This is a genomic window from Ideonella sp. (assembly GCF_041914305.1).
In the GTDB taxonomy this organism is placed as follows: Bacteria; Pseudomonadota; Gammaproteobacteria; order Burkholderiales; family Burkholderiaceae_C; genus Ideonella.
Map to the genome: position 1 here is coordinate 64,202 of NZ_JAYSDQ010000001.1, position 13,876 is coordinate 78,077.

Consider the following 13,876-nt stretch of genomic DNA (forward strand, 5'->3'; position numbering starts at 1 on the left):
CGCAGGCTTTGATCGGGCCCGCAGGGTACGGGCCCGAAGCCTTCAAACGCCTGACAGTTTTTCGGCGCTCGCGCGCGATGTATCTGCCGGTATCCGAATGGTCAGCAGCAGGCCGCGCCCACTCGGCGGGTCGGCCAGCGTGACGCTCGCACCGTGACGTTGTGCCACTTCGCGCACGATGGCCAGGCCCAGGCCAGAGCCGCCCGAGGCGGCACCGGCGGCCTGGTAGAAGCGCTCGAAAACGCGCGCCCGCTCGGCCACGGCAATGCCCGGGCCTTCGTCTTCGACCGACAGCCAACCGGCCCCTTGCGCGTCTGTCCCGCAACGAACCGTTACCTTCCCGTCGCGCGGGCTGTGGCGGATCGCGTTGTGCACCATGTTGTTCAACGCTTCACCCAGCATCCAGGCCGAGCCCCAGACCTTGGCCGGCGAGGCCTCGAAGCCGAGGTCCACGCCGGCTTGCAAGGCGGTGTCGAGCCAGGTCGAGGCGGCCTCTTCCAGCAACACCTGCAGGTCGACCACGCCCATCGCATCCACCGTCACCGCCTGCGGGCCCGAGCGGGCCAGGGCCAGCATCTGGTGGGTCGAGCGGGCCAGCCGTCGCAGCGCGGCGTCGACCGCGCTCAGGCGCTCGTGGTGCTGTGGCACCGATGGGTCTTCGCGCAGCGCGAGCTCGATCTGCGTCTGGATGCCGGCCAGCGGGGTGCGAAGCTGGTGCGCGGCGTTGGACAAGAAGGTCTGCTGCATCTGTGCCGCATTCCTCAGGTTGGACACCAGCTGGTTGATGGCCTTGATGACGGGCACCAGCTCTTTCGGCAGCGACAGGTCGGACACGGGGCTCAGGTCTTCGGCCTGCCGCACGGCAAACGCGCTGCTCAGTTCGTCCAGCGGCCGCAGCGCCTGCGTGACCGCGCGGCGCACCAGCAGCAGCGCCAACACCAGCAACACCACGTTGGGCGTCAGCGTGTCGAACAGCACGAGGCGGGCCTGGTCGTCTCGCCGGCGCGTGGTCTGCGCCACGACGACCGTGGTCTGGCCGATTGGTGACAGGTGCGGGTAGGTCACGACGCGCACGTCATGACCCTTGAACTGGTGGTCGACGAAGGTGGCGTCCTGCCCGGCCTCGAGATCGACGATGGAGGCCAGGGCCGGGTCGCCGCCGATCAGGCCTTGCCGATCGCCGGTGGCCATGAAGTACAGCAGGTCCATGCCGTCGGCACGCTGGATCGCGCCGACCGTGCCCTGCAGGTGCGGTGCCAGGTTGTCTTCCTTGTCGTCAGCGTCCAGGTCCAGGCGCGAGGCCAGTGCGATGGCGATCCGCTCCAGCGCCAGGTCCTGGTCGCTGCGGGCGCGTTCCAGCGCGCGCACGTAGTCGTACACGCCGCTGAGCAGCAACACGGTCAGCAAGGGCCACCCCAGCTGCCGCAGCAGCCGGGTGCGCAGGCTCAGGCTGGCGGGTCGCATGCGTCGGCTTCGAGCCGGTAGCCGATGCCGCGCACGGTGCGCAGCGCCAGGCCTGCATCGGCCAGTTTGGCGCGCAGGCGGGAGACGTAGATCTCCACCGCGTTGTCGGTCAGCTCCTTGTCCCAGCGGCTCAGGCTGTCGGCCAGCTTGCGCTTGGCCACCACCTTCGGCGCGTCGAGCATCAGGGCTTCCAGCAGGCTTCGCTCGCGGCCGGTGAGCGACAGCACCTGCCCACGCAGGCTGGCTTCGTGGGTGGCCAGGTTCAGCGTCAATGGGCCGACGCTGATGACCGAGGTGGCCACCGACTTGCTGCGCCGGATCAGCGCCTTCACCCGCGCCATCAGCTCAGGCAGCAGAAACGGTTTGGTCAGGTAGTCGTCGGCGCCCTCGTTGAGGCCGCTGACCCGGTCCGACAGGCCATCGCGCGCGGTGAGCATCAGCACCGGCAGCGTCAAGCCGGCCTGACGCACCTTGCGCAGCAGGCTCAGGCCATCCATGCCCGGCAGCCCGATGTCGAAGATGGCCAGGTCGTGCATGCCGTGCGCCAGCGCGTCCAGCGCGGCCGCGGCCGAGGGCAGGTGGTCCATCGCATAGCCGGCCTCGCCCAGGGCCTCTCGCAGGCCGGCTGCCACCAGTTCGTCGTCCTCAACCAGCAATATGCGCATTCCAATGGCCCTCGACACCGCTTTGCGGGGCGATGGCCATCGTAAGGCAATGGCAGTTCACGGGCTGGGCAGTTGGTGGACCGGTTTGCCTTTCATCAAGTGCGCGGATGTTGCGCAGGCCGAGGGCGCCGGGTGACCGGCTCCGTTCATGTCCCCCGGCGATGGCCTGACGGCCATCTCCTCCTCCTAATACTTCACTTCGCCAGTCACCCGGCACCCTCGGCCATCACCCGGGGTTGACACGCGGGAGAAACGCGACAGTGCCGGATCGGGAGGGCGGGTGTTCCGTGCAGCGAAGTATTAGGAGGAGGGCTGGGCGTAGCCCGGCCCGGGGGACATGAGCGGAACGGAACACCCGCGCTCCCGATCTCGCCCCACCGTCACGCCTGTCAGCAAGCCACCTCGGGTGTCACGGCGTCCACCAATTGCCGGAGACGGTCAAAAGTACATGCATCCGGATCGCATCGCCGTAGTAGTCGACCACCGCGCCGTAGTCACCACCGTTGATCGAGGTCCACAGGCTGTTGAGCCAGGTCTGCGTCGCCGCGCCGCCCGTCATCGCGTTGACGGCCATCGGCGCGGTGAACGGCAGGTCGTCGTAGCTGCGGAACGACTGGCCGTTGGTGCCGTTGAGCACGATGTAGCCGGCATCGATGTTGGTCGGCACGCCGTTGGTCTTGGCGCGGATCCAGCTCGCGGTCTTCTGCTGCGCGGCGAGCAGGTCGGTGCGGCCGTCGACCAGCCACGACATCGCCAGGCGCCACGGCGTGCGGCAGGCGTTGTAGCTGTAGTCGCCGTCGTGCTTGGTCTCGAGGAACTTGCCGGGCGTGGGCACCCACACGCCGTTCTTGAAGACCATGAAGTCGGGCACCAGGCCGGTCGCTTCGCTGCCGTGGGTGAACTGGTCGTTGACCGCCTTGACGATCGACGCGTGCACCTGGTTCCACGCGGTGGCATTGGCCGTGTCCCAGCGCGCGAAGGCGAGGATGTGGCTGGCCATGAAGTCTGACGGGCGGGTGAACTTGCGATCCGTGCCGCTGACCCAGCTGCCCACCGTCAGGTTGTGTTTCTTCGGGTTGACGTCCCACTGCAGGATCGCGGCCATCACCTTCTTGGCCTCGGCCAGGTAGTTGTGGCTGCCGTTCGAGCCCCACTGCACATGCGCCAGCAGCAGCGAATAGGCCACGTCGAGGTCGCCGTCGGTGGCCGAGTCGACACCTTCCACGTCCACCATCTGGCCGTTCTGCAGCGTCTGCTTCCAGGCCATCAGGTCGGGGCTCTGGTCGGTCGGGTGGTTGCGAAAGTAGCGCAGCATCTCGTCGAACACCGCCTGGTCGTCCATGTAGGCGGCCAGCACCATGCCGTAGCCATGCGCCTCGGACACAGTGGAGTTGGTGTTGTCGTACTTGATCCAGCTGCCGTCGCCGCCGTCGCTGCGCAGGTAGGTGGTCTTCCACTTGGCGTACTGGCTGCTCACCGCGGCGTCCATGCTGGCCTGGGTGACATGGTTCGGCTTGATCGCGCCGGCGGTGTAGGTCACGTGCTGCGGGAACGGGCGGTTGCCGGCCCACGCGGTGGCGAGCGTGCAGGCCAGCAGGCCGGCAGCAGCCCAACGGTTCAGATGCAACAAGTCAGTCTCCTTCAGTGGTTAGATCTTGAGGCGAACATTCCATCGGTTCAGGCGCGACACCGCCCACAGCACTGCGGCGGCGTACAGCGCGCAGAAGGCGATGCCGAGCGTGCCGTCTTTCAGCGCCGGCGGCCAGCCCCAGCCGGCCCAGCCCATCACCGCACCGATCACGAAGGGCAGCAGGTAGGTCACCAGCGGGTTGTTCGCCGCCGGCTCGACCCAGGCCACCCAGCCCGTCGCGCCCACCTGCACGATCAGCGCCTGCAACACCACGTAGACGCCGACGCACCCGGCCGCGCTCAGCAGGCACCAGCTCGGCGTGGCGTAGATCTTCGAGATCGGGAACCACGGCCGCAGCGCGAAGCCGGCGGCCACCAGCGCCGCGGCCATCGCCAGCGCGCGCGCATGGCGCTGGTCGAGCGTCCGTGCGTCTTGTCGCTCGTGGTAGATCAAGGCACAGATCACGCCGGCCAGCACGATGCTGGTGTGCGCGGCATGGCCGTCCTGGCTCAGCAGCGTGGCGGCCAGGCCGGTTGCGCCGTCGCCTAGCGCCGCGTGTGCGGCGTAGTAGGCCACGCAGCCGGCCAGCATCGCCCACAGCACGGGCAGGCGCCCACGCGACAGCTGGTACAGCATGCAGGCGATGAGGTAGGCCCAGCCGATCAGCCCGAGGATGCCCCACCACTGCGGGGCCAGGCCCTGGCTGCCATCGGGCCCACCGCGGTACAGCAGCGCCAGCAGCCCCATCAGCGCGACGCCGCCCAGGCGCAACACGCGGTCCAGCGCCGGGCTGGGCGCGCGGTACACGCCCCAGACCAGGCCGACGGCCGCGTAGAACAGCAGCGACCAGGCCTCGACCGGCAGGGCCATCGAAGCGGGGTGCACGTAGTCTTCCTCCGCGTTGACCATGAACACGCCCATCACGATCAGCGCCAGCGCGCGCCAGACGATGTGGCCCTGCAGCGCGGCCCAGCCATCGCCCTTGGCGATGCGCGCGTGGATCGCGAACGGGATCGACATGCCGACGATGAACAGGAAGGCCGGGAACACCGCGTCGACGAAGCTCATCGCGTCGGCGTCGGCCGGCATGTGCTTCCACCAGCGCGAGATGCCGGTCACGCCGTGCATTTCGTTGACCCACACCATCACCAGAAAGGTCAGGCCGCGGAACGCGTCGATCGGCAGCACCCGGCCGCGCTGCAGCTCGTTCAGGCGCGGCAGCACGGCCAGGCGGGGCAGGGCCGCGGTGGCGATCACAGCGACACCCGAACGCCGAGGTAGAACTGGCGGCCGTTGGAGTAGAAGGCGCGCGGCTGGTCCTTGTTGTCGGCGTAGTACTTCAGCACCGGGTTGTTCAGGTTCAGCGCATCGAAGGTCACGGTGAAGGTGTCGTTGATCTTGTAGTTCAGGCTCGCGGCCAGGTTGGCCTCGGCGGCCATGTACTCGTTGGTCGAACGGTCCAGGCCCACCAGAAAGTCAGAGCGCCAGGTGTAGGCCACACGGGCGCTGAAGCTGTCGTTCTCGTAGTAGGCCTCGGCGTTGTAGGTGTTCTTCGACGAACCCATCAGCTTGGCGCCGTTGCCTTCTTTGCCGTCGGCGTAGGTGTAGTTGGCCTGCACGCCGAAGCCGCCCCACAGCGGCTGCTGCCAGCTCAGCTCGAAGCCGCGGTTGCTGGCGCTGACGTTGACCGGCGAGGTGATGTCGTACCACTCGAGCTGCTTGGTGGTCTTGTTCAGCAGCAGGTGGCGCGAGGTGCCGAAGCTCACGTAGCTGGGCATGTCCATGTAGAACACGCCGAACGACAACAAGGCCTTGGGCGCGTAGTACCACTCGACCGTGGCGTCGTAGTTGTTCGATCGCACCGGCTTCAGTTCGGCGTTGCCGCCGGTGCCCGAGTGGGTCAGGTCGTCCTGGCTGGTGATCGCGCCGGCCAGCGCGCTGTAGTCGGCGCGTGCGATCGTGCGCGACACGGCGGCGCGCAGTACCAGGTCCTTGTTCAGGTTGAAGCGGATGTTGGCGCTCGGCAGTGCATCGAAGTAGGTATTGGTCGCCACCACGTGGGTGAACGGGCCGAACTCCGAATCGACCGGCGCCGGGCCGTCGGGCTCGTTGAAGTCGACCTTCTGCCGCGTGCTGGCCAGGCGCACGCCGACGTTGGCACGCCACTGTTCACCTTCGAGGTTGGCCATACCGTAGCCGGCGCTCACCTGCTCGTTCACCGCCAGCTCACCGGGCCAGTAGGGCGTGGTCTTGGCGGCGTGGCCGAGCACGAAGTCTTCGACCGCGCGCCCGTCCAGGTGCCAGACGTGGGACAGGAAGCCGGCGCCACCGCCCAGGCCATGGCCGAAGTTGCCGGGGTACTGCTCGCCGTGCCATTCGGGCACCGCGCCGCAGCCGCCATCGGCCCAGCCGCAACCGCCGTTGTTGGGGAAGTTCAGCGTGCGCTTGTGCTCGTTCCAGCGCAGGCCGAACTTGAACGAGTCCAGCACGCCCATGTCCATGCTCAGCTCGCCGTCGACCTGGGCATAACTTTCTTCGTCGACCACCTTGACGGTCGAGTACCAGGCGCCGAGCGGGTAGGCCTTGGTGAAGTCGGTCGGGTCGCCGCCGGGGAACGAGACATCGGCCGGTTGGCCCAGGCCGTACATCTGGTAGGCCATGCCGTGGCCGGCCAGCGCCGACTCGTAGCCCAGGTCGCCCGGCGTCTCGCCGATGCCGTGGGTGTAGCCCAGCTTGCCCGAGAGCTTGACGTCGTCGCTGACGCGCCACTTGGCGCCGGCGTCGATGTAGTAGGTCTCGGCGGCGGCGCCGGGGCGGTAGATGCGGTCGACGATGCCCGGTGTCGTGAACGGGTCATTGGGGTTGTAGGCCACCGTCGGGAAGGTGGCCTGCACGAGGGTACCGTTCTTGATCCTGTAGCTCGTCGGCGACACGCCGCCGTCGATCAGGGCCTGCGGCGCGGCCATGAAGTTGTTGTCGTAGTTGTCGGCCGCCACGTGCGAGTAGAAGCCGTTCAGGTCGAGCGTCAGGTCCTTGGTCGGCTTGAACTCGAAATCGAGCAGGCCGCCCTGGCGCACGCGCTTTTGCTCGAAATAGGCCGAGCCGATCAGCGAGGGGTAGACGATGCCGGCCAGGTCGGGGTGGGCCAGGGCCACCGCGCTCTCGGGGTCGATCACGCTGTAGCCGAGAAACTCCTGCCCGTCGCGGCGCTCGTGCCGCGTCTCGGAGAACACCTGGAACAGCAGGCCCGACGTGCCGGCTTCGTTCTTCCAGTTGAACAAGGCGTTGAACTGCGGGTCGGTCTTGGCCGACAGATCGGCATAGACCGCCTGCGCCGCCAGCTCGATCGTCAGCGGCTTCGTGAAGCTCAGGGGGTTGCGGGTCTGGATGTCGACCGCGCCCGAGACGCCGCCTTCGGGCAGGTCGGCCGTCATGCTCTTGTTGACGACGACGCGGCCGACGATCTCTGACGGCAGCAGCGAGTAGCTGACGCTGCGACCCACCGCCTCGGTCTGTGCCAGCACGAACCAGTCGCCGCTGGCCACGCCGTGGCCGTTGACCAGCGTCTGCGTCAGGCTGGGCGACAGACCGCGGATGCTGACGCGGTCGTTCTCGGCGAAGCCGCCTTCGCCGCCCGACGACGAGCTGATGTTGACGCCCGGCACGCGCTGGATCGCGTCAGCCACGTTCTTGTCCGGCAGCTTGCCCAGGTCTTCGGCCGAGATCACCTCGACCAGCGAATCGGCCTGGCGCTTGACCGTCAGCGACTGTTGGCGCGACGCGCGGATGCCGGTCACCTCGACCCGCTCGACCGGCGGCTCGGTGCTCTTGCTGTCCTTCGGCGGCTCGACCGGGGCGGGGGCGCTGCCCGGCTCGGCGGCCGATTGCGCGAACGCCGGCAGGCAGCTGCCGGCCAGGGCCAGGGCGGCCGCGGCGGCCAGCGGGGTCAACCGGATCAAGGGGCTGGAGGCCAATCTCATGCGTACTCCTCATCGACAACGTCGCCATTGGAGCCTCACACGCCCGGGCGGGCCATTCTGAGATGTACCTCGGCGCCCCGGTAGTTCTACCAAGGGTCGAGGGTATATCTCTGTCTTGTGCGTGAAAGCGCCTTCGCCTGAAATGATGGCCGTGAAACCGAGACTCCCGATGCTGTCCTCTCTTGTCACCCGCGGCCTGGCCGCTGCCGCGTTGGCACTGGCCTGCACCCAGGCCGCCGCCCAGGCCACCGAGTTGAACCTGTGGGTCATGTCGACCACCGAGCAGCAGCAGCAGGACATGCGCGAGCTGCTCAAGCCCTACCTGGCCAAACAGCCCAACCTGCGTGTCAACGTGACGGTGCTGAACTGGGAATCGGCCTGGGCCAAGATCACCGCCGCCGCCGCGTCGGGCCAGGGGCCGGACGTGCTGGAGCTGGGCAGCACCTGGGTCGCCGCGATCTCGTCGATGGGCGCGCTCGAGCCCTTGAGCGATGCGCAGCAGAAAGAAGCGGGCGGTGCGGCCGCGTACTTCCCGGTGATGTGGGGCACGACCCACCGCTACGACGACGCCAAGGTCTACGCCGTGCCCTGGTACGCCGACGCGCGCGCGGCCTTCTACCGCACCGATGTGTTCAAGAAGGCCGGCATCGAGCCGCGCGACGCGTTCGCCAACTGGGGCAGCTTCAAGCAGGCGATGCAGAAGCTCAACGGCACCGAGTTGAACGGCAAGAAGATCGCCGCGCTCGGCTACCCCGGCAAGAACGACTGGAACGTGGTCCACAACATGGCGCCGTGGATCTGGAACGCCGGGGGTGACTTTCTCGGCAACGACCGCAAGCGCTCGACCATCAACTCGACCGAGGCCGTGCAGGCGACCGTCTACTACACCAGCTTCGCCGCCGAGGGCCTGGTGCCCCTGAGCGCGTTGGAGAAGGACTCGGGCCAGATCGAGAACGGTTTCTTCAACGGCCAGTACGCGGTGATCTTCTCGGGCCCGTGGATCCTGAAGCAGATGAAGACGCCCAAGGCCAAGGGTGGCCAGCTCGAAAGCCTGGCCGCGCGCAACTTCGGCATCGCGCCTTACCCCGCGGGCCTGAAAGGCAGCCAGACCTTCTTCTCGGGCTCGAACCTGGCGGTGATGAAGTCATCGAAGCACAAGGCCGACGCGTGGAAGCTCGCCGCCTTCATCACCAGCCGCGACGCCCAGGTGCAGTTCAGCCAGATGTCGGGCATGTTGCCGGCGCGGCTGGATGCGGCCAACGACCCGGCGCTGACCGCCGACCCGCACTACGCCGAGTTTCTCGCCCAGGTGCGCAACGGCCGCCACTACCCGTCGGTGGCCGGCTGGGGCCCGCTCGAATCGGTGTACCTGAAGAACCTGGGCAACATGTTCGACATGGTCGCCGGCGTGCGCGGCAAGTACAGCCCGTTGGCGGTGAAGCAGGCGCTGGATGCGACTGCGAAAGAAGCCGACCAGGTGCTGTCGGAATCAAACTGAAGCTGACGCATCCGGGTCGTCGCCATGCGTCTGCGCAGCGCCAATACCTTCCCTTGGCTGATGCTCTTGCCGGCGATCGGGCTGATGGCGGCGGTCAATCTGCTGCCGATCGTGCAGGGCTTCTACATGTCGCTGCTGAAGCTGAACCAGTACACGCTGGCGCAGTATCTGGACGCGCCCTTCATCGGGCTGGACAACTACCGCCGTGTGCTGACCGACCCGGCCAGCCCGCTGCGCCATGGCCTGGGCCTGGCGCTGCGCAACACGGCGCTGTTCACGCTGGTGGTGTCGGCGTTGTCGATCACCATCGGCATGGGCCTGGCGCTGCTGATGCACCGCGACTTCGCCGGCAAGAACATCGCCCGCACGCTGTTGCTGCTGCCCTGGATCGTACCGAGTTATGTGGTGGGCACCTTGTGGGGCCAGCTGTTCCAGCGCGACAACGGGCTCATCAACACGATCCTGGTCGATGGCCTGCACCTGCTGGACGAGCGACCGTTCTGGTTGCTTGGCTCGAACAGCTTCTGGGCCATCGTCATCCCCACCGTCTGGCGCAACGCGCCGCTGCTGATGCTGATCTTCCTGGCCGCGCTGCAGGCCTTGCCGACCGAGCCCTACGAAGCCGCCGAGCTGGACGGTGTCAGCCGCTGGCGCCGCTTCGTACACATCACGCTGCCGCTGCTGAAACCCGTGATCGCGATCCAGGCGCTGTTCCAGGTGATCGACAACGTCTACTCGTACAACATCGTCTCGATGATGTTCGGCCAGGGCGCTGGCCACCCGGGCGAATGGGCCGACCTGCTGATGCCGCTGTTGACGCGCCAGTCGTTCAGCTACTGGCTGTTCGGCCAGGGCGCGGCGGTGTCGTTCGTCTTGATGGCGCTGATGCTGGCGTTCGTCGCGGTGTGGATGCGGGCTTTCCGCCGCAGCCTGGTGAGCCATGAAATCTAGGCATCTCGGCGCCTGGGCGCTGGACGCGTTGACCTGGGCCATCGTCGCCTTGATGCTGGCGCCGATCATGTGGCTGCTGTGGTCGTCGCTGCATTTGCCCAGCGAGTTGGCGCTGGAGGGCGAGCCGAGCGCGGGCCTGCGCTGGCGCAACTATGTCGACCTGTGGCTGCAGGTCGACTTCTTCAACTACTTCGCCAACAGCCTGATCGTCTGCGGCGCGGCGACGGTGATCTCCACCGCCTGCGCGGCCTGCGCGGCCTACGCACTGGCGCGCTTTCGCTTCCGCGGCGACAAGGTGGTGTCGATGTCGATCACCGCGACGCAGGTCGTGCCGGGCATGCTGTTCTTCTTGCCGCTGTACATGCTGTACCGCCACATCGGTGACGAGTGGGGCGTGGCGATGCTGGACACGCGCCACGGCCTGGTGTTTCTCTACGTGGCGCTGTTCACGCCGGCCAGCATCTGGATCATGCGCGGCTTCTTCGTCTCGGTGCCGCGCGAGCTGGAAGAAGCGGCCATCCTCGACGGCTGTTCGCGCCTGGGCGCGTTCGTGCGCGTGGTGCTGCCGCTGTGCGCGCCGGGCCTGATCGCCACCGCCACCTTCGTCTTCTTGCTGGCGTGGGACGAGCTGTTCTTCGCCTGGGTGCTGACCAGCTCGCCCGAGGTGCAGACCATTCCGGTGGGCATCCGCCTGTTCATCAACCAGTTCCAGCACCGGGTCGATCTGATGATGGCTGCCGGCGCGGTGGCCACGCTGCCGGTGCTGATCGTGTTCTTTGCCGGCCAGCGCTACTTCGTCAAGGGCTTGGCGGCCGGTGCGGTCAAGGGTTAGGTTCAAAGATGGCTTCGGTATCTCTGCAGGGCGTCGCGAAACAGTTCACCGCCGGTCAACCGGTGCTGGCGGGCGTGGACCTGCACATCGCCGACGGCGAGTTCGTCGTCTTCGTCGGCCCGTCGGGCTCGGGCAAATCGACGCTGCTGCGGCTGATCGCCGGGCTCGAAGAAGCCAGTGGCGGCGAGATCTTCATCGGCGAGCGCCGGGCGACCGACCTGCCGCCGGCGCAGCGCGGCGTGGCGATGGTGTTCCAGAGCTACGCGCTGTACCCGCACATGAGCGTGCACGACAACCTGGCCTTTGCGCCGCGCATGGCCGGCATGGCCAAGGCCGAGGTCACGCAGCGTGTGAACCGAGCCGCCAAGCTGCTGCAGATCGAGCCGCTGCTGCAGCGCAAGCCGGCGGCGCTGTCGGGCGGGCAACGCCAGCGCGTGGCGATCGGCCGCGCGATCGTGCGCGAGCCGCGCGTCTTCTTGTTCGACGAGCCGCTGTCGAACCTCGACGCCGCGCTGCGGCAGACGCTGCGGGTCGAACTGGCCGCGCTGCACCGCCGGCTCGGCGCGACGATGGTCTACGTGACGCACGACCAGGTCGAGGCGATGACGCTGGCCGACCGGATGGCCGTGTTCGACGGCGGCGTGGTGCAACAGGTGGGGCGGCCGGCCGAGCTGTACCGTGCGCCGTGCAACCTGTTCGTCGCGGGCTTCCTGGGCTCGCCGAAGATCAACCTGCTGCCGGGGCGGCTGCTGCGCGCCGGCGCCGAGCTGGCCGAGGTCGAGGTGACGGGTCTCGCGCGGCTTCAGGTGGCGGCCGATGCGCGCCGGTTGACAACGGGTGACGCGGTGACGGTGGGTATTCGGCCGGAGCACCTGGAGCTGGCCGATGCCACGCCCATTGGCAACAGCCTGCCGGCCCAGGTGGCGCTGGCCGAGTACCTGGGCGACCACCAGCTGCTGCACGTGGTGGCAGGCCCCGATGGCACGCGGCTGGCGTTGAAGCGACCACCGCTCGATGTGGCGCCCGTCGGCAGCCCGGTGGTGTTGCAGGCGGCCGCCGGCCAGGCCTTGTTGTTCGACGCCGCCGGCCGCGCCCTGCCGCGGACCCGCCAAGACGACGCGCCATGAAGATCCTGCACAACCACCTGGGCTACCGCGCCGCGGCACCAAGCAAACGCGCCCTGCTGCAAGCCAGCAGCGCGCCACCGGGCGAGCGCTTCATCGTCTATGAAGTGGACCAACGCCAGGTCGTGTTCGCGGGCCGCTGGCAGCCGCTGGGCCCGGTGCAGCGCTGGCGCGATTGGCAGTACTGGGCGGCCGAGTTCGGTGCGCTGCAGGCGCCGGGGCGTTACATCGTCGCCGCAGCGGGCACCGGCCTGCCCTTGCAGTCGCAGCCCTTTTCGATCAGCGAGCAGCTCTACGACGGGCAACACATCTCCGACCTGCTGCACTACATCAAGTCGCAGCGCTGTGGGGGTGTCTTCGACGCGGCGGATCGCCAATGCCCCGTCCAGCGTGAGGACGCAGAACTGGCCGAACGGATGGACGTGCACGGCGGCTGGTACGACGCCTCGGGCGACGCGAGCAAGTACCTGACGCACCTGTCGTACGCGAACTTCCTCAACCCGCAGCAAACGCCGCAGGTGGTGTGGAACCTGCTCGAGACTCGCGCGCGCCTGGCCGAGCCCGGCATCTGGATGGAAGACCGCCTGGTCGACGAGGCGCTGCACGGCGCCGACTTCTTGCACCGCATGCTGCACCCCGATGGCTATTTCTGCCAGACAGTGTTCGACCGCTGGAGCAAGGATGTCGATCAACGCCGGCTCTGCGCCTACGCCACGCAAAAGGGCCAGCTGCTGACCACGCTGCAGGCCGGCTTTCGCCAGGGCGCCGGCAGCGCGATCGCGGCGCTGGCCCGCGCGAGCAGCTTGCCGCGCGACGGTGCGTTCACGCGCGGCGCCTACCTGGCCGCCGCGGAGCGCGCGTTTGCCCACCTGGCCGAGCACAACACCCGCTACCTGCCCGACGGCCGCGAGAACATCATCGACGACTACTGCGCGTTGCTCGCTGCGACCGAGCTGTGCGCAGCGACCGACGGCCAGGCGACCCATGCCGCCGCGGTGCGCCACCGCGCCGAACGCCTGCTGGCCCGCCAGCATGCCGACGGCTGGTTCTGGGCCGACGACGCGAAGACCCGCAGCTACACCCACGCCGCCGAAGCCGGCCTGCCCTATGTGGCGCTGCTGCGCACGCTCGAAGCCTGCGCCGGCGTGGCCGATGCCGATGCCCTGCGCGCCGCACTGCGCCGCGGCCTGCAGTGGGAGCTGCAGGTCACCGCCAGTGGCGAGAGCAACCCGTTCGACCTGCCGCGCCAATACGTTCAGACGCCCACCCGGCCGGGCCGCGCGCAGTTCTTCATGCCGCACACCAACGACAGCGGCTACTGGTGGCAAGGCGAGAACGCGCGCCTGGCCTCGCTGGCCGCGGCGATGCTGTGGGCCCGCCCGCACCTGGGCGCAGCCGGCGAAGGCCCGCTGCAGGCCTACGCCGATGCCACGCTCGACTGGATCTTCGGCCGCAACCCTTTCGACACCTGCATGATGCAAGGTGCCGGCCACGGCCCCGCGCCGCGCTACGAGCCGCGCTACTGGAACGCGCCCGGCGGCGTCTGCAACGGCATCACCGCCGGGCTGGACGACGAAGAAGACATCGACTTCCGCCTGCCCGCGCAGACCGACCCGATGCACTCGTGGCGCTGGAGCGAGCAGTGGCTGCCGCACGGGGCGTGGCTGATGCTGGCGCTGGCGTTGGCGCAGGCATAGGCCGGTGGCGGCGCGCGGCGAGGCTGCTGCCCCGT

At 68.2% G+C, this 13,876-nt stretch carries 10 protein-coding genes; 5 read left to right on the forward strand and 5 right to left on the reverse strand.

The window, feature by feature from the left end:
- Window positions 1–42: 42 nt before the first annotated feature.
- The 5 genes from ACE3SG_RS00295 to ACE3SG_RS00315 form a co-directional block, all read right to left on the reverse strand.
- Complete coding sequence (locus ACE3SG_RS00295) at window positions 43–1,464, reverse strand: sensor histidine kinase (RefSeq protein WP_374561845.1); 1,422 nt, start codon at window positions 1,462–1,464, stop codon at window positions 43–45.
- Window positions 1,446–2,129, reverse strand: coding sequence for a response regulator (locus tag ACE3SG_RS00300; protein ID WP_374561846.1), 684 nt, complete (start codon window positions 2,127–2,129; stop codon window positions 1,446–1,448). Before ACE3SG_RS00300 ends, ACE3SG_RS00295 begins: the two co-directional genes overlap by 19 nt.
- 409 nt (window positions 2,130–2,538) lie before the next feature.
- Window positions 2,539–3,759 (reverse strand): glycosyl hydrolase family 8, encoded by a 1,221-nt coding sequence (locus ACE3SG_RS00305; RefSeq protein ID WP_374561847.1) that lies wholly within the window; start codon window positions 3,757–3,759, stop codon window positions 2,539–2,541.
- 18 nt (window positions 3,760–3,777) lie between these two features.
- Complete coding sequence (locus ACE3SG_RS00310) at window positions 3,778–5,016, reverse strand: DUF5009 domain-containing protein (RefSeq protein ID WP_374561849.1); 1,239 nt, start codon at window positions 5,014–5,016, stop codon at window positions 3,778–3,780.
- A complete protein-coding gene (locus ACE3SG_RS00315) occupies window positions 5,013–7,739 on the reverse strand; it encodes a TonB-dependent receptor (protein ID WP_374561850.1) in 2,727 nt (908 codons plus the stop codon). Before ACE3SG_RS00315 ends, ACE3SG_RS00310 begins: the two co-directional genes overlap by 4 nt.
- A gap of 169 nt (window positions 7,740–7,908) precedes the next feature.
- Between ACE3SG_RS00315 and ACE3SG_RS00320 the strand changes: the two genes are divergently transcribed.
- From ACE3SG_RS00320 to ACE3SG_RS00340, 5 genes are read left to right on the forward strand one after another with little or no spacing between them, the layout of a single operon-like run.
- The gene (locus tag ACE3SG_RS00320; RefSeq protein ID WP_374561852.1) at window positions 7,909–9,237 is read left to right on the forward strand and encodes an extracellular solute-binding protein; all 1,329 of its coding nucleotides are present in this window, start codon (window positions 7,909–7,911) and stop codon (window positions 9,235–9,237) included.
- Between the two features lie 24 nt (window positions 9,238–9,261).
- Window positions 9,262–10,188 carry a carbohydrate ABC transporter permease gene (locus ACE3SG_RS00325; protein ID WP_374561853.1) on the forward strand — a complete coding sequence of 309 codons (927 nt, stop codon included), beginning with the start codon at window positions 9,262–9,264 and terminating at the stop codon, window positions 10,186–10,188.
- On the forward strand, window positions 10,178–11,020 hold the full coding sequence (locus tag ACE3SG_RS00330) for a carbohydrate ABC transporter permease (RefSeq protein ID WP_374561855.1): 843 nt from the start codon (window positions 10,178–10,180) through the stop codon (window positions 11,018–11,020). The genes ACE3SG_RS00325 and ACE3SG_RS00330 overlap by 11 nt, the downstream gene beginning before the upstream one ends.
- Window positions 11,021–11,028: 8 nt before the next feature.
- Entirely contained in the window at window positions 11,029–12,147 is a 1,119-nt protein-coding gene (locus ACE3SG_RS00335) for an ABC transporter ATP-binding protein (RefSeq protein ID WP_374561856.1), read from the forward strand.
- Window positions 12,144–13,841, forward strand: a complete 1,698-nt coding sequence (locus ACE3SG_RS00340; protein WP_374561857.1) for a glycoside hydrolase family 9 protein — start codon at window positions 12,144–12,146, stop codon at window positions 13,839–13,841. Before ACE3SG_RS00335 ends, ACE3SG_RS00340 begins: the two co-directional genes overlap by 4 nt.
- The last annotated feature ends 35 nt before the right edge of the window (window positions 13,842–13,876 follow it).